20 protein-coding genes and 1 riboswitch are annotated in these 22,675 nt (G+C 70.4%); of the genes, 12 read left to right on the plus strand and 8 right to left on the minus strand.

All coding sequences use genetic code 11. From position 1 onward, the window contains the following. Nucleotides 1–145: 145 nt before the first annotated feature. Nucleotides 146–703 (minus strand): histidine phosphatase family protein, encoded by a 558-nt coding sequence (locus tag BLV92_RS25355; RefSeq protein ID WP_090551448.1) that lies wholly within the window; start codon nucleotides 701–703, stop codon nucleotides 146–148. A gap of 236 nt (nucleotides 704–939) precedes the next feature. On the opposite strand from BLV92_RS25355, the gene BLV92_RS25360 reads away from it, so the two are divergent. From BLV92_RS25360 to BLV92_RS25370, 3 genes are all read left to right on the plus strand, one after another. Further along, a complete protein-coding gene (locus BLV92_RS25360) occupies nucleotides 940–1,149 on the plus strand; it encodes a CbtB domain-containing protein (protein ID WP_090550429.1) in 210 nt (69 codons plus the stop codon). 13 nt (nucleotides 1,150–1,162) lie between these two features. Next, nucleotides 1,163–1,903, plus strand: a complete 741-nt coding sequence (locus BLV92_RS25365) for a CbtA family protein (RefSeq protein WP_090550432.1) — start codon at nucleotides 1,163–1,165, stop codon at nucleotides 1,901–1,903. A gap of 76 nt (nucleotides 1,904–1,979) precedes the next feature. Continuing rightward, nucleotides 1,980–3,506: a cobyric acid synthase gene (locus BLV92_RS25370; RefSeq protein WP_177197942.1), complete on the plus strand. Its 1,527-nt coding sequence runs from the start codon at nucleotides 1,980–1,982 to the stop codon at nucleotides 3,504–3,506. 91 nt (nucleotides 3,507–3,597) lie between these two features. Here BLV92_RS25370 and BLV92_RS25375 read toward each other — a convergent pair whose 3' ends face one another. Genes BLV92_RS25375 through BLV92_RS25385 form a run of 3 tightly spaced genes read right to left on the minus strand, consistent with a single transcriptional unit; the run spans nucleotide 3,598 to nucleotide 5,939 of the window. Continuing rightward, nucleotides 3,598–4,896 carry a cobyrinic acid a,c-diamide synthase CobB gene (locus tag BLV92_RS25375; RefSeq protein WP_090550434.1) on the minus strand — a complete coding sequence of 433 codons (1,299 nt, stop codon included), beginning with the start codon at nucleotides 4,894–4,896 and terminating at the stop codon, nucleotides 3,598–3,600. 3 nt (nucleotides 4,897–4,899) lie between these two features. Further along, entirely contained in the window at nucleotides 4,900–5,502 is a 603-nt protein-coding gene (gene cobO / locus BLV92_RS25380; protein ID WP_090550437.1) for a cob(I)yrinic acid a,c-diamide adenosyltransferase, read from the minus strand. After that, the gene (locus BLV92_RS25385; RefSeq protein WP_090550439.1) at nucleotides 5,499–5,939 is read right to left on the minus strand and encodes a cobalamin biosynthesis protein; all 441 of its coding nucleotides are present in this window, start codon (nucleotides 5,937–5,939) and stop codon (nucleotides 5,499–5,501) included. The genes cobO and BLV92_RS25385 overlap by 4 nt, the downstream gene beginning before the upstream one ends. Before the next feature lie 148 nt (nucleotides 5,940–6,087). Further along, nucleotides 6,088–6,361: riboswitch (cobalamin riboswitch) on the plus strand. Nucleotides 6,362–6,563: 202 nt separating this feature from the next. Between BLV92_RS25385 and cobW the strand changes: the two genes are divergently transcribed. From cobW to BLV92_RS25405, 4 genes are all read left to right on the plus strand, one after another. Continuing rightward, complete coding sequence (cobW, locus tag BLV92_RS25390; protein ID WP_090550441.1) at nucleotides 6,564–7,649, plus strand: cobalamin biosynthesis protein CobW; 1,086 nt, start codon at nucleotides 6,564–6,566, stop codon at nucleotides 7,647–7,649. 6 nt (nucleotides 7,650–7,655) lie between these two features. Next, nucleotides 7,656–11,633: a cobaltochelatase subunit CobN gene (gene cobN, locus BLV92_RS25395; RefSeq protein ID WP_090550444.1), complete on the plus strand. Its 3,978-nt coding sequence runs from the start codon at nucleotides 7,656–7,658 to the stop codon at nucleotides 11,631–11,633. After that, the gene (locus BLV92_RS25400; RefSeq protein WP_090550446.1) at nucleotides 11,630–12,691 is read left to right on the plus strand and encodes a magnesium chelatase ATPase subunit I; all 1,062 of its coding nucleotides are present in this window, start codon (nucleotides 11,630–11,632) and stop codon (nucleotides 12,689–12,691) included. Before cobN ends, BLV92_RS25400 begins: the two co-directional genes overlap by 4 nt. A gap of 68 nt (nucleotides 12,692–12,759) precedes the next feature. After that, on the plus strand, nucleotides 12,760–13,377 hold the full coding sequence (locus BLV92_RS25405; protein WP_090550448.1) for a vWA domain-containing protein: 618 nt from the start codon (nucleotides 12,760–12,762) through the stop codon (nucleotides 13,375–13,377). Here BLV92_RS25405 and cobJ read toward each other — a convergent pair. The 4 genes from cobJ to cobG are packed head-to-tail and all read right to left on the minus strand — an operon-like array spanning nucleotide 13,352 to nucleotide 17,833. Continuing rightward, nucleotides 13,352–15,112: a precorrin-3B C(17)-methyltransferase gene (cobJ, locus tag BLV92_RS25410; protein WP_090551455.1), complete on the minus strand. Its 1,761-nt coding sequence runs from the start codon at nucleotides 15,110–15,112 to the stop codon at nucleotides 13,352–13,354. The genes BLV92_RS25405 and cobJ overlap by 26 nt on opposite strands. Further along, nucleotides 15,109–15,840, minus strand: a complete 732-nt coding sequence (locus BLV92_RS25415; protein WP_090550451.1) for a precorrin-2 C(20)-methyltransferase — start codon at nucleotides 15,838–15,840, stop codon at nucleotides 15,109–15,111. The genes cobJ and BLV92_RS25415 overlap by 4 nt, the downstream gene beginning before the upstream one ends. Beyond that, on the minus strand, nucleotides 15,841–16,467 hold the full coding sequence (locus BLV92_RS25420; RefSeq protein WP_090550454.1) for a precorrin-8X methylmutase: 627 nt from the start codon (nucleotides 16,465–16,467) through the stop codon (nucleotides 15,841–15,843). It lies immediately after the preceding gene. Next, the gene (cobG, locus tag BLV92_RS25425; RefSeq protein WP_244283918.1) at nucleotides 16,460–17,833 is read right to left on the minus strand and encodes a precorrin-3B synthase; all 1,374 of its coding nucleotides are present in this window, start codon (nucleotides 17,831–17,833) and stop codon (nucleotides 16,460–16,462) included. Before cobG ends, BLV92_RS25420 begins: the two co-directional genes overlap by 8 nt. 214 nt (nucleotides 17,834–18,047) lie before the next feature. Between cobG and cbiE the strand changes: the two genes are divergently transcribed. The 5 genes from cbiE (at nucleotide 18,048) to BLV92_RS25450 (ending at nucleotide 22,607) form a co-directional block, all read left to right on the plus strand. Continuing rightward, complete coding sequence (gene cbiE / locus BLV92_RS25430; RefSeq protein WP_090551457.1) at nucleotides 18,048–19,259, plus strand: precorrin-6y C5,15-methyltransferase (decarboxylating) subunit CbiE; 1,212 nt, start codon at nucleotides 18,048–18,050, stop codon at nucleotides 19,257–19,259. Then, nucleotides 19,259–20,347 carry a cobalt-precorrin-5B (C(1))-methyltransferase gene (locus BLV92_RS25435; RefSeq protein WP_090550459.1) on the plus strand — a complete coding sequence of 363 codons (1,089 nt, stop codon included), beginning with the start codon at nucleotides 19,259–19,261 and terminating at the stop codon, nucleotides 20,345–20,347. The genes cbiE and BLV92_RS25435 overlap by 1 nt, the downstream gene beginning before the upstream one ends. Further along, on the plus strand, nucleotides 20,344–21,081 hold the full coding sequence (locus tag BLV92_RS25440; protein WP_090550462.1) for a cobalt-precorrin-6A reductase: 738 nt from the start codon (nucleotides 20,344–20,346) through the stop codon (nucleotides 21,079–21,081). The genes BLV92_RS25435 and BLV92_RS25440 overlap by 4 nt, the downstream gene beginning before the upstream one ends. 62 nt (nucleotides 21,082–21,143) lie before the next feature. Continuing rightward, on the plus strand, nucleotides 21,144–21,875 hold the full coding sequence (gene cobM, locus BLV92_RS25445) for a precorrin-4 C(11)-methyltransferase (RefSeq protein WP_090550464.1): 732 nt from the start codon (nucleotides 21,144–21,146) through the stop codon (nucleotides 21,873–21,875). A gap of 198 nt (nucleotides 21,876–22,073) precedes the next feature. Next, nucleotides 22,074–22,607 (plus strand): YbaK/EbsC family protein, encoded by a 534-nt coding sequence (locus BLV92_RS25450; RefSeq protein WP_090550467.1) that lies wholly within the window; start codon nucleotides 22,074–22,076, stop codon nucleotides 22,605–22,607. The last annotated feature ends 68 nt before the right edge of the window (nucleotides 22,608–22,675 follow it).

Here is a 22,675-nt window from a genome sequence, read left to right on the forward strand (position 1 = left end):
AGGTCCGATTGGCGCGCGCGGCATCAGCACGGGCGAGTGGCGGATGCAAAAGGCCGTCGCAATGCGGCGCGCGGCACAGTGACGGTTGCGCAGGGTGGTCGATCAGGTTCGATCATGCGCGCCGTGCAGCCGCCGCGATTTCTCGTTAAATGCCGCTTTCTGCCGCCGACCAAACCCATCCACGCGCTGACCGCGTCAGCACCACGCGCGCGAGCGGCGCGACTTCGATTCGAAACATCGCGTGATCCGGCGCGCCGAGCGCATGCGCGACCGCCGCGCGAATCACGGCCGCATGCGTGATCGCGAGCATGTCGTCGCCGGATGCGTTCAGCCCATCGAGCCACGCGCCGACGCGCACCGCAACGTCCGCCAGCGACTCGCCGCCATGCGCCGCGAACCGCGGATCGCACAGCCATGCGTCAATCTCGGTGGCCGCGACGTCCTTGATCGCGCGGCCACGCCACGTTCCGTAATCGACGTCCGCGAGCGCCGCTTCGGTTGCCGCATCGACGCCGCACGCGTCGGCCGTCTGCCGCGCGCACGCGGCCGGGCTGCGCAGCACGGTCGTGCGGGCGCGCAGCCGAAACCCGCGCGCGAAACCGGCGGCCTCTTCGAGGCCGCGCGGGTCGAGCGGATCGTCGTCGGGAAAGCGGCCCGACCGCATCGCGGCGGTGGCAGGGTGGGCGAGCAGGCAGAGGCGCATCGTCGTCGTCAAGGCATCGAAGGAGAAAGGCGGGGTGCAGCCGCCCGATTCTGCCCGATTCTGCAATCCGCGTTTCGCGCGTAGAATCCTGCCGGTACGGAGTGCGGAAGCCGGTGCGAAACCGGCGCGGTCGCGCCACTGTGACCGGCTGGCAACAACAGCCGGAAGTCAGACCCACCTTCGTCCACCCTTTCGATCGACTATCGGGGCGCGGAAACCCCAGGGAGATATCCACGATGAATGACACCGTTTTCCAGCCGGTCGCCGAACCGGCGCCGATCCCGCTGCGCGAGCTGCTGCCCTGGGCTGTGTTCGGCGGCCTGATGCTGCTGCTCGCCATCTACTTCGTCGGCGCCGAACAGGGCGCGACGTCGATTTTTCCGGGCATGTACGTGCACGAGTTCGTGCACGACGGCCGCCATCTGCTCGGCTTCCCCTGTCACTGACGCGGAGGCGTTCATGGTCGGAAAACTGTTGATACGCGGGATGCTTGCGGGCATCGCCGCGGGGCTGCTCACGTTCGGCTTCGCGAAGCTGGCCGGCGAGCCGCAGGTCGATCGCGCGATCGCGTTCGAAGAGAAACTCGACGCCGCGAAAGGCGAAGCGCCCGAGCCCGAACTGGTGAGCCGCCCCACCCAGGCCGGCATCGGCCTCGCGACCGGCGTGCTCGTGTACGGCGCGGCGATCGGCGGGCTGTTCTCGCTCGTGTTCGCGTACGTGCACGGCCGCGCGAGCCGGCTCGGCGCGCGCTCGCTTGCCGCGTGGCTGGCGCTTGCCGCGTTCGTGTCGATTGCGATCGTGCCGGCGCTCAAGTATCCGCCGAACCCGCCATCGGTCGGCGACCCCGACACGATCGGCTACCGGACCGGATTGTTCTTCCTGATGGTCGCGGTGTCGATCGCGGCGACGGTGTTCTCGCTGAAGCTGCGCCGCCATGCGGTCGCGCGCTTCGGCGCATGGAACGGTTCGATCGTCGCCGGCCTCGTGTTCATCGCGATCATCGTGGCGGTGCAGCTTGCGCTGCCGGTGATCGACGAAGTGCCGGCCGCGTTCCCGGCGACGCTGCTGTGGAAGTTCCGCACCGTCGCGATCGGCATGCAGGCGATCATGTGGACCACGATCGGCCTGCTGTTCGGCGCGCTGGCCGAGCGCGTGCGCCTGCCCGGCGCGCGGCCCGTCGCCGCCGCGCGTCACGCCTGAGCGTGACGTTCGTCCGCGCGGAACGGCTTCGCTGCCGTTCCGCGCGCGTCTCCTGTTTTTCCCGCTTCGCCTTCCGATGACCGATTCCGTTTCGAGCGCGGTGCCGCGCGGCACGCTGATGATCCAGGGCACCACGTCCGACGCGGGCAAGAGCACGCTGGTGGCGGGCCTGTGCCGGCTCGCGCGCCGCGCGGGCGCGCGCGTCGCGCCGTTCAAGCCGCAGAACATGGCGCTCAACAGCGCGGTGACCGCGGACGGCGGCGAGATCGGCCGTGCGCAGGCGTTGCAGGCGCTCGCGGCCGGCATCGACGCGCACACCGACCTGAACCCGGTGCTGCTGAAGCCGACGAGCGACCGCGGCGCACAGGTGATCGTGCACGGCCGCGCGCGGATGAACCTGCAGGCGCGCGCGTATCACGACTACAAGCCGGTCGTGTTCGATGCGGTGCTCGAATCGTATGCGCGGCTGCGACAGCAGTACGACACGATCTTCGTCGAAGGCGCGGGCAGCCCGGCCGAAGTGAACCTGCGCGCGAACGACATCGCGAACATGGGTTTCGCGGAAGCCGTCGATTGCCCGGTGCTGCTGGTCGCGGACATCGACCGCGGCGGCGTGTTCGCGCACCTGGTCGGCACGCTCGAATGCCTGTCCGCGAGCGAGCGCGAGCGGATCGCCGGGTTCGTCATCAACCGCTTTCGCGGCGATCCCGCGCTGCTGAAGCCGGGTCTCGACTGGCTCGAAGCGCGCACCGGCAAGCCGGTGCTCGGCGTCGTGCCGTATCTGCACGGGCTGACGCTCGACGCGGAGGACATGCTGCCGGGCGTCGCGCGCAGCGGCGCGCAGGCGGATGGGCCGGTGCTGAAGGTGATCGTGCCGGCGTTGCCGCACATCAGCAACCATACGGACTTCGATCCGCTGCGCGTGCATCCGCAGGTCGATTTCAGCTACGTGCGGACCGGCGTCGCGCCGCCGCCAGCGGATCTCGTGATCCTGCCCGGCTCGAAGAACGTGCGCGGCGATCTCGACTGGCTGCGCGCGAACGGCTGGGACGATGCGCTGCGGCGGCATCTGCGTTATGGCGGCCGCGTGATCGGCATCTGCGGCGGTTTGCAGATGCTCGGGCGCGAGGTCGCGGACCCGCACGGCGTCGAAGGCGAGCCGGGCGCGAGCGACGGCTTCGGATGGCTCGACTACCGGACCGTGCTTACGCAGCGCAAGGCGTTGCGGAACGTGCGCGGCGCGTTGACGTTCGCGGATGCGCCGGCCGTGGCGGGGTACGAGATTCATATGGGCGAGACGGAGGGGCCGGCGTTGGCGAAGCCGGTTTTGTCGCTGGCTGGTTCCGACGCGGGCGACGCGGCTCGGCCCGATGGCGCGCTGTCCGACGACGGACAGATTCTCGCGACCTATGTGCATGGGCTGTTCGACAGTCCGGACGCCTGCGCGGCGCTGCTCGAATGGGCGGGGTTGAGCGGCGCGCAGACGGTCGATTATCCGGCGCTGCGCGAGGCGTCGCTGGAGCGGCTGGCGGATACGCTGGCGGAGAGTCTCGATGTGCCGCGGATTTATGACGCGATTGGGCGTGGGGTAGCGAAGGCTTGACCGGTCGAGTCGGGTTCGCGTCGTTCGACGGCCTGAACCGCTGTGATTGCGCGAGATAGAACGGCGTGGTTTTGCCAAACCAGGCCCCCCCTCAAAACGCGTGCCCCCCAAACATCCCCGCCGCAAACGCCGGATTCGACGGCCAGTACCCGTGCATATAAGTCGCGACAATCGACCCATGCACATACACCGCTTCCCCGTCCGCGCCGCGCTGCGGCCGCGTGGCCGTCGCGACCGGCTCAAGCGGCGTCGTGATCTTCGAGTAGTGGAACGTATGCCCGGTCAGCACGCCATGACGTCCTTCGACCTGTTGCATCCCGAGCGCCGCGAGCCGCTTCTGCATCGCGCCGACGCCGGGCAGCAGCCCGAGCATCGGCGTGCGTTCGCCATCCTGATCGACGAGCGCATCGAGCAGATACAGCATCCCGCCGCATTCCGCGACCACCGGCTTATGAGCCGCGACATGCGCGCGAATCGCCTCGGCGCTGCGCGCATTGCGCGCGAGCGCAGCCGCATGAAGCTCCGGATATCCGCCCGGCAGATAAAGCGCATCGGCATCGCCGGGCAACGGCTCGTCCGCCAGCGGCGAAAAACATTCGACCCGCGCGCCTAGCGTTTCGAGCAGCGCAAGATTCGCCGGATAGATGAACGAAAACGCCGCATCGCGCGCCACCGCGATCCGCTTGCCGTCCAGCAGTCTCGGCAGCGCCGCGCGCGGCGGCGCGTCGAAGTCGAGCGCGGGCGGCAGCGCCGCGAGTCCCGTGCCGGCCAGCGCATCGGCGACGCGATCGAGCCTCGCATCGAGGTCGCCGATCTCGGCGGCCTGATGCAGGCCCAGATGGCGATCCGGCAGTTCGATGTCGTCCGCGCCCGCGATATGCCCGCACCAGCGCAGCGCGGGCGGCAGCGCATCGCGCAGCAACTGCGCGTGATACGCGCTGCCGACGCGGTTCGCGAGCACGCCGTAGAACGGCACGCCGGGTCTGAACTGCGCGAGCCCGAACGCGACCGCGCCGAACGTCTGCGCCATCGACTTCGCGGTGATCACCGCGAGCACCGGAATGCCGAACGCGGCCGCGAGGTCCGCGCTCGACGGCGTGCCGTCGTAAAGGCCCATCACGCCTTCGACGAGGATCAGGTCCGCGTCCCCGGCCGCTTCCGCGAGCAGCGTCCGGCAGCCCGCCTCGCCGACCATCCACAGATCGAGCGAATACACCGGCGCGCCGCTCGCGCGCGCGAGGATCGTCGGGTCGATGAAGTCGGGGCCGGTCTTGAACACGCGCACGCGCCGCCCAAGCCGCCGATGCAGCCGCGCGAGCCCCGCGGTGATCGTGGTCTTGCCCTGGCCGGAAGCGGGCGCGCTGACGAACAGCGCCGGACACGACGCCATCGCTCAGAACTCCACGCCGCGCTGCGCCTTCACGTGCTGCTCGCGGTACGGGTGCTTGATCGCGCGCATCTCGGTCACGAGGTCGGCGGCTTCGATCAGCGCGTCGGGCGCGTGCCGGCCGGTCACGACGACGTGCAGCATCGCGGGCCGCGCGGTCAGCACCGCGAGCACTTCGTCGAGCGGCAGGTAGTCGTACTTCAGCACGGTGTTCAGCTCGTCGAGGATCACCATCTGATAGTCGCCGCTTTCGATCATCCGGCGCGCCTCGTCCCAGCCCTTGCGCGCGGTCGCGATGTCGGCGTCGCGGTTCTGCGTGTTCCACGTATAACCGTCGCCCATCGTCACGAAATCGCAGGTCGCGACGCTGCCGAGAAAATCGCGTTCGGCCGTATGCAGCGCGCCCTTGATGAACTGCACGACGCCGAGCCGCATGCCGTGTCCGAGCACGCGCACGGCCATCCCGAACGCGGCGGTGCTCTTGCCCTTGCCGGTGCCGGTGTTGACGATCAGCAGCCCCTTTTCGACGGTCGCCTCCGACTGCTTTTTTTCGTGGCCTTCGCGGCGGCGCTGGGTCATTCGTTGATGCGATTCGGGATCGGTCTTCATGAAGCGGGGTCCTGTTGACGGGGAGAGGGCGACGGCGTTTCGTTCGCGTCGGCGGCGCAGGCGATGGCGACCGCGACCGCGACGCCGTCGCGGACGGTCTTCGCGACGATCAGTCGTCCGTCGCGGCCGGCCGCGAGCAGCGCGCACGGCTCGCAGACGCCGTCGATTCCGAAGCGCGCGCGGGTCGCGGCGGACGGCGCGGCGAGCGGATGCGACGCGCAGAACGCGGCAATGGCCTCGCGGCTGAACGTGCGCAGCGGCAGCGCATGCGACGCGCAGAATTCGACGAGGCCAGGCTCGCGCGCCTTGTCCGCGACGGTCGCGAGCGCCGCGACTGTATCGAGGCCGCGTGCGCCCAGCGCCGCGCGCACCGCGTCGCCGATCTGCGCGGCGGTGCTGTCGCGCCGGCAGCCGATGCCGATCGTCAATCCGTTCATGGTGCTTCGTCGTGTTGCGTTCGTCGCGCGCCGGCGGCCGTGGAAACCCGACGCCGACGCACGGAGCCGCCGCGCGGCGCGCATACGATACACGCGTTCGCAGCGGCCCGCCAGCGCGGCTTCCTTGACGATCGTCGCCGGCCCGGCCTACACTCGCATCCACTCTGGTGCCTGCGCGCGCGGCGTTCCGCGCGCGCGGTTAAACGGGAAACAGGACGCTCCGATCCGCCTCACGGCCATTCGGGCCAACCTGTGCTGCCCCCGCAACGGTTCAGCGAACGCGTCGCCCTGCGCGATGCACAACCCGCTTCCCGTCCGCGCGCCTCGCGCGGGACGTTCGGCCACTGCGCGACGAAGTGCGCGCGGGAAGGCGAAGCGGCGTTTTCGCCAGCCCGGATACCGGCCAGACAGGAGGAGCAGGCGCTGCGGGGATGCGGCGCCTCGTCCACGACTTCATGGCTTCATTGCGTTTTCGGCCGCACGATGCACGCCGCAAACGCAGCCTTTCCGTCCCCGTAGCCGTTTTCCCGTTCGCGCGGATGCGCGCCCGCTGCCTGCCGTTTTCGACCGGCCGGCGCGGGCAGCCGACGTCGCGCGCGGGTTTCCTTCATCAACGGAGCGACCATGCGAGCCCCGATGCGCAAGATCCCCGTCACGGTCGTGACGGGTTTTCTCGGCAGTGGCAAGACCACGCTGCTGCGGCACATTCTTCAGAACGCAGGCGACCTGCGGATAGCGGTGATCGTCAACGAGTTCGGCGAACTCGGCATCGACGGCGAGATCCTGCGCGGCTGCGGGATCGGCTGCGACGACGACGGCCGCGAGGTCGAAGGGCAACTGTACGAACTCGCGAACGGCTGTCTGTGCTGCACGGTGCAGGAGGAGTTTTTCCCGGTGATGGAGCAACTGGTCGAGCGGCGCGATGCGATCGACCACGTGCTGATCGAGACGTCCGGCCTCGCGCTGCCGAAGCCGCTGGTGCAGGCGTTCAACTGGCCGTCGATCCGCAACAGCTTCACCGTCGATTCGGTCATTACCGTCGTGGACGGCCCGGCCGCCGCGAGCGGCCAGTTCGCGGACGATCCGCACGCGGTCGATGCGCAGCGCCGCGCCGACCCGAACCTCGACCACGAATCGCCGCTGCACGAACTGTTCGAAGACCAGTTGGGCGCGGCGGACCTGGTGATCCTGAACAAGACCGATCAGCTCGACGAAACGCAGCAGCAGGCAGTCGAACAACTGATCGCGGCCGAAGTGCCGCCGCAGGTGAAGATCGTGCGCGCGCAGCGCGGGCAACTCGACCTGCACACGCTGCTCGGCCTTGGCGCGGCGTCCGAGGAGACGATCCATCTGCGCGTCGATCATCACGGTTCCGCCGACGATCCCGACCACGATCATCATCACGACGACTTCGACTCGGTCGTCGTCGAAGCGGACGTGCGCTCGCGCGACGCGATCGTCGCCGCGTTGCAGGCGGTCGTCGCGCAGCACACGATCTATCGCGTGAAGGGTTTCGCGGCGCTGCCCGACGCGCCGATGCGGCTCGTCGTGCAGGGCGTCGGCCAGCGGTTCGACAGTTATTTCGACCGCCGCTGGCAGGACGGCGAAACCCGCAACAGCCGCTTCGTGCTGATCGGCGAGGACCTCGACCGCGCGACGCTGCAACGCGCGCTCGACGCCGCGCTCGGCGTCGAAACACAACCGGTTTAAGCCGCGATGCATCTGTTGCGCACGGTGCCGGGCGGGTTCGTCGACGACACCGAAGGCGTCGTGCGGATCGACCAGCGCCCGGCCGACATCGTCGTGCTGAGTTCGGCGGACACGACGCTGTCGCTGCTCGCGAGCGTTGCGCCGCGCCTCGGTGCGGGTTTTCCGTCGATCCGGCTCGCGAACGTCACGTTCCTGCGCCAGCCGGCGTCCGTCGATTTTTACGTGGACGACGTGTTGCAGCACGCGCGCGCGGTGATCGTCGACCATCTCGGCGGCGAGAGCTACTGGCCTTATGGGATCGAGCAGGTGGTCGCGCTCGCGCAGCGCCGGCAGCAGACGCTCGCGATGTTCTCCGGCGATCTTCAGGAGGACCCGCACCTGCTCGCGCGCAGCACCGCCGACGCGGACCTGTGCCGGCAGTTGTGGCGTTATCTGCGCGAAGGCGGCCCGCAGAACGCGGAAGCGTTCCTGCGCTGCATCGCGCACCGCGTGTTCGGCTTCGGCGCGGAGCCGCCGCCGCCGCGCGCGTTGCCGGCCGCGACGCTGTATCACCCGGCGCACGACACGCCGACGATCGCGGACTGGCAGGCGCGCTGGCGCGCCGGCGCGCCGGTCGCCGCGATCCTGTTCTACAAGGCGCATTTGCAGGCCGCGAACACTGCGGCGTTCGACGCGCTGATCGATGCGCTCGACGCGGAAGGCATCAACCCGCTGCCGGTCGCGATCACGTCGCTGAAGGATGCGTTGAGCCGCGCGGTCGTGCAGGAATTGTGCGCCGCGCACGATGTGGGGCTGGTGCTGAACACGACCGCGTTCGCGGTGTCGTCGCCGGACGATCCGGAAACGTTCGAACTCGCCGGCGACGCGCCGGTGTTGCAGGTGATCCTGAGCGGCGGCAATCGCGACGCGTGGCTGAAGGACAACCACGGGCTGAGTTCGCGCGACATCGCGATGCACGTCGCGCTGCCGGAGGTGGACGGCCGCATCGTCACGCGCGCGATCAGCTTCAAGGGGCTCGCGTACCGCTGCCCGCATACCGAGGTGGACGTCGTCCGTTACCAGCCGGACGCGGAGCGCGTGCGTTTCGTCGCGGAACTGGCGCGGCGCTGGTGCCGGTTGCGCCAGGCCGCGAATGCGGACAAGAAACTCGCGCTGATTCTTGCGAACTATCCGGTCAGCGAAGGGCGGATCGGCAACGGCGTCGGGCTCGATACGCCGGCGTCGGCGCTCGCGATTCTCGCGATGCTGCGCGACGCCGGTTATCGCACCGACGCGCTGCCCGCCGACGGCGACGCGCTGCTGCGCACGCTGACCGAAGGCGTGACGAACGATCCGGCCGTGCGCGATCTGCGGCCCGCGTTGCAGAGCCTGTCGCTCGACGATTACGCGGACTATGCGTCGCGTCTGCCGGCCGGCGTGCTCGACGCGGTGACGCGCCGCTGGGGACCGCCGCACGCGGACCCGACCGTGCGGCGCGGCCGCTTCATGATTGCGGGCTGGCGCTGCGGGCATCTGTTCGTCGGCATCCAGCCGCCGCGCTCCCGCGAACTGAACGACTACGCGAGTTACCACGACGCGGAACTCGTGCCGCCGCACGCCTATCTTGCGTTTTACTTCTGGCTGCGGCACCGGTTCGGCATCGACGCGGTGGTGCACGTCGGCAAGCACGGCAACCTCGAATGGCTGCCGGGCAAGAGCGTCGCGTTGAGCAGCGAGTGCTGGCCCGACCTGATTCTCGGGCCGCTGCCGCATCTGTACCCGTTCATCGTGAACGATCCCGGCGAGGGCAGCCAGGCGAAGCGGCGCGCGCAGGCGGTCATCATCGATCACCTGATGCCGCCGCTGACGCGCGCCGAAAACTACGGTCCGTTGCAGGACCTCGAACGTCAGGTGGACGAATACTACGACGCGCTGATGGTCGATCCGCGCCGCGCGAAGCTGCTGAGGCGCACGATCCTCGCGACGATCGTCGAACACCGGCTGCACGACGAACTGAGCGTCGCGGAACCGAATGGACAGGACGCGGAGGACGAACTGCTGACGCGCGTCGATGCGTGGCTGTGCGAGCTGAAGGAAGCGCAGATCCGCGACGGGCTGCATACGTTCGGGCAATCGCCGCAAGGCGTGCAGCGGCGCGACACGTTGCTCGCGCTCGCGCGTTTTCCGGTCGGCGACGGGCGCGGGCGCAACGCGAGCCTGATCGATGCGCTCGCGCTCGATCTCGGCGTCGGGCAGCGGTTCGATCCGCTGTCGCCGGACTGGTCGGCCGAGTGGACCGGGCCGAGGCCCGACGCGCTGCTGCGCGTCAGCGACGCGCCGTGGCGGCACAACGGCGATACGCGCGAGCGGCTTGAACTGCTCGCGGCGGAACTGCTGGATGCGTTGTGCGATGCGGATGACGCGAGTTCGACCGATGCCGCGCGGCCGCTTGCGGCCGCGCTCGAACGAACGGCGCTCGAACGAACGGCGCTCGAACGAACGGCGCTCGAACGAACGGCGCTCGAACGAACGGCGCTCGAACGAACGGCGCTCGAACGAACGGCGCTCGAACGAACGGCGCTCGAACGAACGGCGCTCGAACGAACGACGCTCGAACGAACAAAGCTCGACCGCACCGCGCCAGTCCTCGGCCGCCTGCGCACCGACGTGCTGCCGCGCCTCGACGCCTGCGGCGAGCAGGAAATGACCCAGTTGCGCCGCGGCCTCGAAGGCCGTTTCGTGCCGCCGGGGCCGAGCGGTTCGCCGTCGCGCGGCCGGCCGGACGTGCTGCCGACCGGCCGCAACTTCTATTCGGTCGATACGCGCGCGATCCCGACCCAGGCCGCGTGGGCGCTCGGCCTGAAGTCCGCACAGCAACTGATCGAACGTCATCTGCAAGAACACGGCGACTATCCGCGCGCGGTCGGCCTGTCGGTGTGGGGCACCGCGACGATGCGCACCGGCGGCGACGACGTCGCGCAGGCGCTCGCGCTGATCGGCGTGCGGCCGAAGTGGGCGCCCGGCAGCCATCGCGTGACCGACTTCGAGATCCTGCCGATCGCCGCGTTCGACCGGCCGCGGATCGACGTGACGCTGCGCGTGTCCGGCTTTTTCCGCGACGCGTTTCCGAACGTGATCCATCTGTTCGACGCGGCCGTGCAGGCGGTGGCCGAACTCGACGAGCCCGACGACGTGAACCCGATCCGCGCGCGCGTGCGGCGCGAGCGCGACGACTGGATCGCGAAGGGGCTGTCCGCCGACGACGCGCGCCGCCGCGCGGGCTGGCGCGTGTTCAGCGCGCGGCCCGGCGCGTATGGCGCAGGCTTGCAGGAGATCGTCGACGGCGGCCGCTGGCAGACCGACGCGGACCTCGCCTCCGCGTATCACGCATGGGGCGGTTATGCGTACACGCAGCAGCAGTCCGGCGAAGACGCGCGCGACGCGTTCGGCGTGCGGCTCGCGGCGATCGACGTGGTGCTGCACAACCAGGACAACCGCGAGCACGACGTGCTCGATTCGAACGACTACTACCAGTTCCACGGCGGGATGGCCGTCGCGGTGCGGCACTTCGCGGGCGCGCAGCCGACGCTCTATCACGCGGACCACAGCAACCCGGCCGCGCCGGCGATCCGTCCGCTGACCGAGGAGATCGCGCGCGTGATCCGCTCGCGCGTCGTGAACCCGAAGTGGCTCGACGGCGTGAAGCGGCACGGCTACAAGGGCGCGGCGGAAATCGCCGCGACCGTCGATTATCTGTACGGCTACGATGCGACCGCGCGCGTCGTCGCCGATCATCAATATGCGCTGGTCGCAAACGCGTATCTGAACGACGCCGACACGCGCGCGTTTCTCGAACGGCACAATCCGCATGCGCTGCACGGCATCTGCGAACGGCTGCTCGAAGCGATGCAGCGCGGGTTGTGGCAGTCGCCGGGCGACTATCGCGCGCAGATCGAACAGCATCTGATCGCAGCCGAACAGCGTATCGAGGGAGCACCTTCATGACCGTATCGTCCGGCGGCAACCGGCCGGTGTTTCCGTTCGCGGCGCTGATCGGTCAGCCCGCGTTGCAGCAGGCGCTGCTGCTCGCGGCGATCGATCCGGGGATCGGCGGCGTGCTCGTCAGCGGGCCGCGCGGCACCGCGAAATCGACGGCGGCGCGCGCGCTCGCCGAACTGCTGCCGGAAGGGCGTTTCGTCACGCTGCCGCTCGGCGCGAGCGAGGACCGGCTGATCGGCACGCTCGACATCGAAAGCGCGCTGCGCGAGGGTTCGGTGCGCTTCTCGCCGGGGCTGCTCGCGCAGGCGCATCGCGGCGTGCTGTACGTCGACGAAATCAATCTGCTGCCGGACGCACTGGTCGACGTGCTGCTCGACGCCGCCGCGAGCGGCGTGAACACGATCGAGCGCGACGGCATCTCGCACAGTCACGATGCGCGTTTCGTGCTGATCGGCACGATGAATCCGGAAGAGGGCGAACTGCGGCCGCAACTGCTCGACCGCTTCGGGCTGATGGTCGAACTGGAGAACTGTTTCGATCCGCAGGTGCGTCGCGACATCGTGAACGCGCGGCTCGAATTCGACGCGGACCCGCAGCGGTTCAGCGACCGCCATGCGCCGCAACGCGACGACTACGTGCGGCGCATCGAGGCGGCGCGCGCCGTGTTGCCGGCGCTTCGGTTCGACGATGCGGTGCATCGGCGGGTCGGGCAGTGGTGCATCGAGGCCGCCGTCGATGGCTTGCGCGCGGACCTCGTGATGCTGCGTGCGGCGCGCGCGTTGGCCGCTTACGAGCAGGCGTCGTCGATCACGCCCGCGCATGTGGACCGCGTGGCCGATGCGGTGCTGAAGCATCGACGGCGCGCGGAAGGCAAGCCGCAGCCGGACGACGGCGAGGGGGCTTCGCGCGACGAATCGCGTGACACGACATCCCCGCAGCCGCCGCACGACGGCAAGACCGCACCACAGACGGCCGACGAAAGCGACTGGGGTTATCTGCCGCCGGAACCGGCCGGCATCGACCCGGTGAAAGGCGTCGTCCCGCTCGCCGCAAAAAAACGCTGAGCCATCGGGACGGCGCCGCCGCCGGTTCGACCGGCGGTTTCCGATGGCCGCAGCGACAGGGCGCGGGTTTGCCGACGCGCGGCGATGCACGACGAGGCGCACGCAGCGGCGCGCGCCGCATCGCATGGCCGCCGACGCTCGCGGCGAAGCGCGCGCAGCCGTTCGACGTTTCGCATCTGCGTTTCAGGCCCGAAATCCCGCGCGGCGGCGCGCTGCATTGTTTCGTGCTCGACTGTTCGGGGTCGATGATGAGCGGCCGGCAACTCGCGCATGCGAAAGGACTGCTCGTTGCATTGTTCGACCAGGTGGGCGCATCGCGCGACGACGCGGTTTTGATCTGCTTCGGCGGCGCGCGCGCGGATGTGCGTTTCGGTCCGGCGATTCCGCGCTGGTGGAACGAACGCTGGCTGGAGCCGATCGGCGGCGGGGGCGGCACGCCGCTCGCGCACGGCATCCGCGCGGCGCGCACGGTGCTCGCGCGCGCGGCGAGACGGCGGCCCGCGCAGCAACGCTGGTTATGGCTGCTGACGGACGGACGCAGCGCGGACCGTCCGGCGCGTCCGCTCGAAGCGGACCGCACGGTGCTGGTCGATTTCGAGCGCGGCGCGGTCCGGCTCGGCCGTTGCGCGGCGCTCGCCGACGCCTGGGACGGCCTCTATCTCACGCCGGACGATCTGCTGGGTTAGCGTTGCCGTTGCCGTCGTCTGGATCGCCAGGATACCAGCGCGGCGTGTAGATCCACTCGCGCTGCCCCGGATAAACGACCTTGCGCGTCTGCGACGACCCGACGATCACCATCGTCCGCATATCGACCTGGTCGGCGCGCAGCGCGCCGAGCGGGGTCGTCGTCAGCATCGCGCCGGGGCGGCCGACATCGCGGCCGAGCACGACCGGCGTGTCGGCCGACCGCACGGCGCGCAGCACGTCCAGCGCGCGGTCGAGTTGCCACGGCCGCGCGCGGGAGATCGGGTTGTACAGCGCGATCACGAAGTCCGCTTCGGCCGCGTGGCGCAGCCGCGTTTCGATGGTGCGCCACGGCTTCAGGTTGTCCGACAGCGACACGATGCAGAAGTCGTGGCCGAGCGGCGCGCCCGCGAGCGCGGCCGTCGCCATCGCGGCCGAGACGCCCGGCACGATCTCCAGTTCGACGTCGGCCCATGCGGGGTCGGCCGCGCCGTCGAGCGCTTCGAGCACGGCGGCCGCCATCGCGAACACGCCGGGGTCGCCGGACGACACGACCGCGACGCGGCGGCCTTCGCTCGCGAGTTCGAACGCATGGCGCGCGCGTTGCAGTTCTTCGCGGTTGTCGGTGCCGTGCAGTTGCTGGCCGTCGCGGAACGGGCCGGCCATCTTCACGTAGGTGGCGTAGCCGATGATGTCGGTTGCGTCGTCGAGCGCGCGGCGCGCGGCCGGCACCCTCAGCGCGGCGTCGCCGGGGCCGAGGCCGACGACGCTCAGCCTGCCGCGCGCGCGGCCGATCCGCAGCGGGTCGATCGGCTGCTCGCAGACGGCGATCGCGGCGCTGTCGCCCGCGTCGAGCGCGCGATAACGGACGGGTATCGCGGCGGCGGCGAGCATCGCATGCGGATCGTCGTTGCCATGATCGTGCGTCGCCACGTAGCGCAACGGCACGCCGAGCGAGGCCGCGGCTTCCACCGCGTCAGCATCGCCGATGAGCCGGCGCGGCACGAGCAGCGTTGCGAGCGAACGCATGGCGATATGGTGGGCGTCGAGCATCCGGCGCACGTCGTCGGCCATCCGCTCGCCGCGCGTATTGAGGGCGACCACCACGCAGCGCGGATGAATCAGCAGTTCGTCGGCGCTTCCCTCGGACGTCAATTCGCTGACGCGGATCGCGAGCCGCGCATCGTCCGCGAGCGGCACGCCGGTGCCGTCGAGCCACGGCGCGTCGCCTTCGAGCCGCGCGGCTTCACCGGCGAGCAGGCTCGATACGAAGTGCTTGCCCTGTTCGATGCTCGCGAGCGCGTAACCGTCGGGCGGATTCAGCAGGCAGGTGCCGAACCGCAATTCGCCGCTCGTCGTGATCGCGGCGGCGGTCTGCAACGCGTCCGCGATCTCGCGCGCCATGACGTTCACGCCCGCGAGTCCGCCGAGCAGCGGCACGACCGCGCTGCCGTCCTCCGCGACCGCCAGCACCGGCGGTTCGACGCCCTTGTCCGCGAGCGCCGGCGCAAGCGAGCGGATCACGATGCCGGCCGCGCACAGCACGACGAGCGGCGTGCCGCGCGCATACAACTCGCGCAGATGCGGGCCGAGCGCGTCGTAACGTTCGTCGGCGTCATCGCTGCCGATGCGCGGATGCAGCCCATGCACGCGCGCGCCGGGATAACAGGCCTGAATGCGCCGCGCGGTCGCGAGCGCGGATGGCCCGAGCACGACGATCGCGGGCGCGGCGTTCAGCGTTGCCATTTTTGCCCCGGCACGACGAGCAGCGAGAAATACGGCGACGCCATCGGATCGACGTCCGCGAGCGGCACGATGCGCTGGTTCGCCATCGTCGCGCGCTCGACGTACAGCGCGCGCTCCGCGAGGCCGAGTTGTTCGAGCACGCGGCGCACCTTGTCGAAGTTGCGGCCGAGCTTCATCACGACGGCCGCGTCGGCGGTGGCGAGCCGCTCGCGCAGTTCGTCTTCCGGCAGCACGCCGGACAGCACCGACAGGCTCTGGTTCCGGTACACGAGCGGCGCGCCGAGCACCGCCGCGCCGCCGAGCATCGAGCAGACGCCGGGCACGACCTCGGTGTCGAAGCGCGCCGCGAGCCGGTCGTGCAGGTACATGTACGAGCCGTAGAAAAACGGGTCGCCCTCGCAGATCACCGCGACGTCGCGGCCGGCGTCCAGATGCCGGGCGACCGACTGCGCGGCTTCGTCGTAGAACGCCGCGATGATCGCCTCGTACGACAGCGGCGGTTCGAGCGCCTCGGTCGTGACCGGATAGACGAGCGGCAGCCGCTCCTGTCCTGCGTCGAGATGCGCCTCGATGATGCCGAACGCGTTGCCTTTTTTTCCCTTCGCGACGAAATACGCGACGACCGCCGCGCTCTTCAGCAGGCGCAGCGCCTTCAGCGTCAGCAGTTCGGGATCGCCGGGGCCGACGCCGAGGCCGTACAGACGTCCGGTTCGATTCATTTATTCGACCTCGGTAGCGAGTGCGTTGACCGCGGCGGCCGCCATCGCGCTGCCGCCGCGCCGGCCTTCGACGCACACATAAGGCACGCCGCGGCTGTGCGCGGCGAGCGCCGCCTTCGACTCGGCCGCGCCGACGAAACCGACCGGAAAACCGACGATCAGCGCGGGTTTCGGCGCGCCCGCGTCGAGCATGTCGAGCAGGTGAAACAGCGCGGTCGGCGCGTTGCCGATCACGACGACGCTTTGCTCCATGCGCGGCCGCCACAGTTCGAGCGCGGCCGCCGAGCGCGTGTTGCCGAGTTCCTGCGCGAGCGCCGCGACGGCCGGGTCGCCGAGCGTGCAGATCACGTCGTTGTTCGCGGGCAGCCGCGCGCGCGTGATCCCTTCGGCGACCATCCGCGCGTCGCACAGGATCGGCGCGCCCGCGCGCAGCGCGCGGCGGCCCGCGTCGCCCGCGCCGGGCGAGAAGCGCAGCGCGTCGACGATATCGACCATCCCGCACGCGTGGATCACGCGCACCGCGAGTTTTTCGAGGTCGGCGGGGATGCGCGACAGGTCCGCTTCCGCGCGGATCGTCGCGAACGACTGGCGATAGATGGCTTGCCCGTCGCGAAGGTAGTCAGACATCGGGGGTACTCCGGACCAGCTTGTCGAGGGTTTCGGCGGCCAGCGCGATCGACGCGTCGTGGGCGACCCGATCGCCGAAACCGGTTGTGCCGCCGTTGCGCCGGTACAGGTCGTAACGGCCGGGGGCGACGGCGAGCAGGGTGTAGGGCGCGCGATGCGCGGCCGCGCACGAGCGGCGGCAGCCGCTCAGATGGACTTCGGCTTTTGCCGGCAGACGGGCCGCGAGCGCGAGCGCATCGGCGCGTGTATCCGCGAGGCCGCGCGCGCAGCCGGCCGAGCCGGAACACGCGATCAGCCGCGCGAACGGCGCGTTCGCTTCGCACGCGAAGCCGAGCCGCGCGAGCGATGCGAGCGTGTCCGCCACGTCCCGGCTTGCGACGTCCGGCAGCAGCACGCCTTGCCACGGCGTGACGTGCAGTGAGCGGCTGCCGGTCGCGCGGCGGGCGAGATCGGCCAGTGCGCGCAGCGTCGCGGTGTCGATGCGGCCGAGCGGCGGCTGCGCGCCGATCCACCAGCGTTCGGCGTCGCGTTGCCGGTGCGCGCCGAAGCGCAGCGAAGGATCGGCTGCGGCGCGTCGCCATCCGGCGGGAGCGGGCTCGGGCGCGAAGTCGAGAGACGCGGACGCGCGTTGCCATACCGCCTCGGCCGGATGCCCGGCCGCGAGCAGGTCGCGCATCCGCTGTGCGCCATCGAACGACGACGCGAAGTCGAGAAACGTATGCAGCAATGCGCGAACGAGCGCGGGGACCTGCGAGGGCCGCACCGTGCCGAGCGGCGTCGTGTTTGCGTTGCCGTGCGCGTCGTCGTTCGAGGGCGGACAACCGGCGAGACCGAACGCGAACCGCACGTCGCGCGCGGCGTCGTCCGCGATCGCGGCGAGCCAGATATCGTGCGGATGCGCGAGCATCGCGAGCCGTTCGCCGCCGTCGAGCAGCAACGCGAACTTCGGCGACAGCCGCGGAAAACGCGGCTCGTTCTGCAGCAGGTCGAGGATCTGTTCGGCCAGTGCGCGCGTGTCGATCGACGCGTGCGGATCGCGTCCGGCGACCGGGCTGGTCATCACGTTGCGCACGCCGTCGAGCGCGGCCGCGGCCTGCGCATCGAGGTCGCAGCGGCCGCCCGGCCCGAGGCCCGCCGCGATCAGTTCCGCGCTGAAGTCCGCTTCGCGGCCCGCGCGCACGCCGCGCACCTGAAGGTTCGCGCGGTTGGTCAGTTCGATCGGACCGGCCGCATGGCGGTCGGCGGCCGCGGCGAGCGCAAGCGCATGCGCGGCGTCGAGCACGCCGCCCGCGAGCCTGATCCGGCAGATGCCGCCGTCGAGCGCGGGCACGATGTGCAGCAGTCCCGGACAGTTCGACGTGTGCATAGGGCGGTGGATCAGGATCGGCGGAACAGGCGGAACGGGAAGCGAAGTGGAACGCGACGGCGGCGGCATGAACCTGGGCCGCGCGCCAGGGCTGTATTATGCCTTCTTTCCGTACCCCGAAGCCGTGGCCGCGCGTCTGCGGCGCATCAGCAAGCCGATCCCATTGAAGCCCGACAAGAAGTTCGAACCGCAGTCCGGCCCTCCCTGTGCGCCGATGTCCGCATGGCTGACCGTCGTCGGCATCGGCGACGACGGTTATGCCGGCCTCGGCCGGTCCGCGCGCCGCGCGCTGCTCGACGCGCGCGTCGTGTACGGCGGCGCGCGTCATCTCGCGATGCTGCCGGCGTGCATCGGCGCGCGCCGCGAAGCGTGGCCGAGCCCGTTCGACGTCGCGCCCATTCTTGCGCAGCGCGGCGCGCCGGTGTGCGTGCTCGCGAGCGGCGACCCGATGTTCTACGGTGTCGGCGCGACGCTTGCGCGCGCGCTGCCGGCCGCCGAACTGAACGTGCTGCCCGCGCCGTCGTCGGTGTCGCTCGCGGCCGCGCGTCTCGGCTGGGCGTTGCAGGACGTCGCGACGGTGTCGCTGGTCGGGCGTCCGCTCGCGACGCTGAACGCGGCGCTGCACGACGGCGCGCGCGTGATCGTGTTGAGCGGCGACGGCGCGACGCCCGCCGCGCTGGCCGCGCTGCTCGCCGCACGCGGGTATCGCGCGAGCCGGCTGTCGGTGTTCGAGCATCTCGGCGGCCCGAACGAGCGGCGCATCGACGCGCGCGCGGACGAATGGTCCGCGCAGCCGGTCGCCGCGTTGAACCTCGTCGCCGTCGAATGCCGCGCCAACGGCGACGCGATGCGTCTGCCGCTGACGCCGGGTCTGCCCGACGACGCATATCTGAACGACGGCCAACTGACGAAGCGCGACGTGCGCGCGTTGACGCTCGCGCGTCTCGCGCCCGCGCCCGGTGAACTGCTGTGGGACGTCGGCGCGGGCTGCGGGTCGATCGGCATCGAGTGGATGCGCTCGCATCCGGCCTGCCGCGCGATCGCAATCGAAAGCCACGCGGAACGGCAGCGTTTCATCGAGCACAATCGCGACGCGCTGGGCGTGCCGTCGCTGCGGCTCGTTCGCGGCCGCGCGCCGGATGCGCTGCATGGGCTCGAAGCACCGGATGCGATCTTCATCGGCGGCGGGCTCACGGTGCCGGACGTGCTCGACGCATGCTGGGCGAATCTGCGCGATGGCGGTCGGCTCGTCGCGAACGCGGTGACCGTGCAGGGCGAAGCCGTGCTTGCCGGCTGGCGCGAGCGACACGGCGGTTCGCTGACGCGGATCGCGTTGTCCGAGGCAAGCCCGCTCGGCCGCTTCGATACGTGGCGTCCCGCCTTGCCGGTGACGATCCTCGACACGCGCAAGCCAGGGCGGGTCTGATGCGCGACGAGACGCCCGAACGGGCCGCGCCGCTGCGCACCGGTTATACGACCGGCAGCTGCGCGACCGCGACGTCGCTCGCGGCGGCGCGGCTGCTGCTGACCGGCGCGACGGCCGACGCGGCCGAGATCGTGTTGCCGAAGGGACAGCGCGCGACGCTGCGGCTCGCGTTCTGCCGTCCGTATGAACACGGCGCGGAAGCGGGCACGGTGAAGGACGCGGGCGACGACCCGGACGTCACGCACGGCGCGGTCGTGTTCGCGCGCGTGGCGCTGAACGCGGAACCCGGCGTGCGCTTTTTCGCGGGGCCGGGCGTCGGCACCGTCACGCGCGCGGGGCTCACGCTGCCGGTCGGCGAACCGGCGATCAACCCGGTGCCGCGCCGGATGATGACCGACCATCTCGTCGCGCTCGCGCAAGAACACGGTTATCGCGGCGGCTTCGACGTGACGATCGGCATCGAGGGCGGCGAAACGCTCGCGCTCAAGACGATGAACCCGCGGCTCGGCATCGTCGGCGGGCTGTCGATTCTCGGCACGACCGGCATCGTGCGGCCGTTCTCGTGCTCCGCGTATATCGCGTCGATCCATCAGGGGATCGACGTGGCGCGCGCGAACGGGCATACGCACATTGCCGCGTGCACCGGCAACGCGAGCGAGGACGCGATGCGCGCGCATTACGGGCTGCCCGACATCGCGCTGATCGAGATGGGCGACTTCGCGGGCGCGGTGCTGAAGCATCTGCGGCGCGCGCCGGTCGAGCGGCTGAGTCTGTGCGGCGGGTTCGGCAAGCTGAGCAAGCTCGCGGCCGGGCATCTCGATCTGCACAGCCGGAATTCGTCGATCGATCTGCCGCAGCTTGCGTCATGGGCTGCCGCATCCGGCGCGGACGATGCGTTGCAGGCCGCGATCGTCGGCGCGAACACGAGCCAGCAGGCGTTGGCGCTTGCGCGCGCGGCCGGCGTGCCGCTCGGCGACATCGTGTGCCGTCGCGCGCTCGACGTCGCGCGCGAGATCGTGCCGGCCGGCGTCGCGGTCGAGATGTTCGCGATCGACCGCGCCGGCCAGTTCGTCGGAGTCGCGACATGAGCCGCGTGCTGCTGCTCGGCGGCACCGGCGACGCGCTGCGGATCGCGCGTTCGCTGCGCGCGGAGCACGTGTACAGCCTCGCGGGGCTCGGCCGCACGCCGGTCGATCTCGCATGCGGCGTGCGCGTCGGCGGCTTCGGCGGCGCGCAGGGGCTGGTCCGTTATCTCGCGGACGAAGCCATCGCGCTGCTGGTCGATGCGACGCATCCGTACGCGGCGCGGATCAGCGCGAACGCGCGCGCCGCGAGCAGCGACGCGCGCGTGCCGTACTGGGCGCTGCGCCGTCCCGCATGGGAGCCGCAGGCGGACGACGACTGGCGGTTCGTCGACGCCTGGCCGCACGTCGTCGCCGCGCTCGCGCCGTTCCGGCGGCCGCTGTTCACGCTGGGCCGCGAGCCGCTTGCCCATCTCGACGCGATTCCCGCGCATCAACACTGGACCGTCCGCTGTCTCGACGCGCATCCGGGCAACGAGCGCGCGCGGATCATCGATGCGCGCGGCCCGTTCACGCTGGACGGCGAACGCGCGTTGTTCGACGCGGGCGGTTACGACGTGGTGGTCAGCAAGAACAGCGGCGGCGCGGCGACCGAGGCGAAACTCCAGGTCGCGCGCGAGCGGCGCTTGCCGGTCGTGATGCTGCGCCGCCCGGCATTGCCCGCCGCCGATCGCGAGTTCGGCGACGTGGCCGGCGTGATCGACGCGTTGCGCGCGCAGCCTTTTCCCATCGTCCGCTAGCCGCGTGGTTCGGGTTGCCGGTTATCGCGCGCGGACGGCATCGTATTTCGGAGCATCATCGGATGACGGTTTATTTCATCGGCGCGGGGCCGGGCGACCCCGAACTCATCACGGTCAAGGGGCAGCGGCTGGTGCGCCGTTGCCCGGTGATCCTGTATGCGGGGTCGCTCGTGCCGGCCGCGGTGCTCGACGGGCATCGCGCGGAGCAGGTGGTGAACACCGCCGACCTCGATCTGGACGCGATCGTCGCGCTGCTCGACGACGCGCACCGACGCGGGCTCGACGTCGCGCGCGTGCATTCGGGCGACCCGTCGCTGTACGGCGCGATCGGCGAGCAGATCCGGCGGCTGCGCGCGCTCGGCATCCCGTACGAGATCGTGCCGGGCGTCACGGCCGCCGCCGCGTGCGCGGCGACGCTCGGCTGCGAACTGACGCTGCCGGACGTGTCGCAGACGGTGATCCTCACGCGCTACGCGACAAAAACGTCGATGCCCGAAGGCGAGGCGCTGGCCGATCTCGCGCGGCATCGCGCGACGCTCGCGATTCACCTCGGCGTGCGCCATCTCGCGCGGATCGTCGACGAACTCGTCGCGCACTACGGGGCCGATTGTCCGGTGGCGGTCGTTTATCGCGCGAGCTGGCCCGACGAGGAATCGATTCGCGGCACGCTCGCCGATATCGTCGGCAAGGTGCAGCCGACCGACCAGTCGCGGACCGCGTTGATTCTGGTCGGCCGCGTGCTCGATGCGGACGGGTTCGCGGATTCGACGCTGTATGCGAAGGACGGCGCGTAGCGGGAGCAGGTTCGCGCACGCGCAAGCGAACGCAGGCGCAGCGCAGATTTCGAAATCGAAAACGCGCCGCGCGCGACGCATGACGTCACGGCTTGCGAACGGGCTACGCAGGCAGGCGTTCAGCCGGACAAGCCCGCAAGCGCCGCCGTTTTTGCCGCGCTAGAATGCGCACCTCGATTAACCGTGGACCCGCCACCGATGGACGATCTCGTACAACGCCTCGACGTCATTCCCGCCTCGACCTGGAGCGAGCATCTGCCCGCGACCGTGCTGGCCGCGCTGCCGCGCGACGGCATGACGGTGTTCCGCGTCGACGACGACGCGTCGGACACCGCGCAGTTCAGCGAGCGTTACGGCTTCGGCCTCGAAGACTGCGCGAACACGATCGTGCTGCGCTACCGGAAGGGCGGCGAGGACCATCATGCGGCGATCGTCACGCTCGGCTCGCGGCGGCTCGACGTGAACGGCGCGGTGAAGGAGCGCCTCGGCGCGCAGCGGCTGTCGTTCGCGAAGCGCGAGGTCGCGACCGAACTGACCGGCATGGAGTTCGGCGGCATCACCGCGTTCGGCGTGCCGGACGACTGGGTCGTGCTGGTCGATGCGGCGGTGATGGCGCGCGACCAGGTCGTGATGGGCGCCGGCGTGCGGACCATGAAGCTGCTGCTGCGGCCGCGTCTGCTATCGGCGGTGCCGAATGTCGATGTTGCGTCGATCACCGTCGATGTAGTGTGAGTTTCGGCGCGATGTCGTCGTGTCTCGCGCGGTCCGCGCGGCGGGTAAATGCAGTAGCGCGACGAAGT

This window comes from Paraburkholderia caballeronis (genome assembly GCF_900104845.1).
In the GTDB taxonomy this organism is placed as follows: Bacteria; Pseudomonadota; Gammaproteobacteria; order Burkholderiales; family Burkholderiaceae; genus Paraburkholderia; species Paraburkholderia caballeronis.

Excerpts from the sequence above, each read along its gene's own strand:
- BLV92_RS25375 (WP_090550434.1), bottom strand. The coding sequence starts at position 4,896 with ATGGCGTCGTGTCCGGCGCTGTTCGTCAGCGCGCCCGCTTCCGGCCAG.
- cobW (WP_090550441.1), top strand. The coding sequence starts at position 6,564 with ATGCGAGCCCCGATGCGCAAGATCCCCGTCACGGTCGTGACGGGTTTT.
- BLV92_RS25415 (WP_090550451.1), bottom strand. The coding sequence starts at position 15,840 with ATGAATCGAACCGGACGTCTGTACGGCCTCGGCGTCGGCCCCGGCGAT.
- BLV92_RS25400 (WP_090550446.1), top strand. The coding sequence starts at position 11,630 with ATGACCGTATCGTCCGGCGGCAACCGGCCGGTGTTTCCGTTCGCGGCG.
- BLV92_RS25440 (WP_090550462.1), top strand. The coding sequence starts at position 20,344 with ATGAGCCGCGTGCTGCTGCTCGGCGGCACCGGCGACGCGCTGCGGATC.
- cobN (WP_090550444.1), top strand. The coding sequence starts at position 7,656 with ATGCATCTGTTGCGCACGGTGCCGGGCGGGTTCGTCGACGACACCGAA.
- BLV92_RS25355 (WP_090551448.1), bottom strand. The coding sequence starts at position 703 with ATGCGCCTCTGCCTGCTCGCCCACCCTGCCACCGCCGCGATGCGGTCG.
- BLV92_RS25365 (WP_090550432.1), top strand. The coding sequence starts at position 1,163 with ATGGTCGGAAAACTGTTGATACGCGGGATGCTTGCGGGCATCGCCGCG.
- BLV92_RS25420 (WP_090550454.1), bottom strand. The coding sequence starts at position 16,467 with ATGTCTGACTACCTTCGCGACGGGCAAGCCATCTATCGCCAGTCGTTC.
- BLV92_RS25360 (WP_090550429.1), top strand. The coding sequence starts at position 940 with ATGAATGACACCGTTTTCCAGCCGGTCGCCGAACCGGCGCCGATCCCG.
- cbiE (WP_090551457.1), top strand. The coding sequence starts at position 18,048 with ATGTCCGCATGGCTGACCGTCGTCGGCATCGGCGACGACGGTTATGCC.
- BLV92_RS25370 (WP_177197942.1), top strand. The coding sequence starts at position 1,980 with ATGACCGATTCCGTTTCGAGCGCGGTGCCGCGCGGCACGCTGATGATC.
- cobG (WP_244283918.1), bottom strand. The coding sequence starts at position 17,833 with ATGCACACGTCGAACTGTCCGGGACTGCTGCACATCGTGCCCGCGCTC.
- cobO (WP_090550437.1), bottom strand. The coding sequence starts at position 5,502 with ATGAAGACCGATCCCGAATCGCATCAACGAATGACCCAGCGCCGCCGC.
- cobM (WP_090550464.1), top strand. The coding sequence starts at position 21,144 with ATGACGGTTTATTTCATCGGCGCGGGGCCGGGCGACCCCGAACTCATC.
- BLV92_RS25435 (WP_090550459.1), top strand. The coding sequence starts at position 19,259 with ATGCGCGACGAGACGCCCGAACGGGCCGCGCCGCTGCGCACCGGTTAT.
- BLV92_RS25450 (WP_090550467.1), top strand. The coding sequence starts at position 22,074 with ATGGACGATCTCGTACAACGCCTCGACGTCATTCCCGCCTCGACCTGG.
- BLV92_RS25385 (WP_090550439.1), bottom strand. The coding sequence starts at position 5,939 with ATGAACGGATTGACGATCGGCATCGGCTGCCGGCGCGACAGCACCGCC.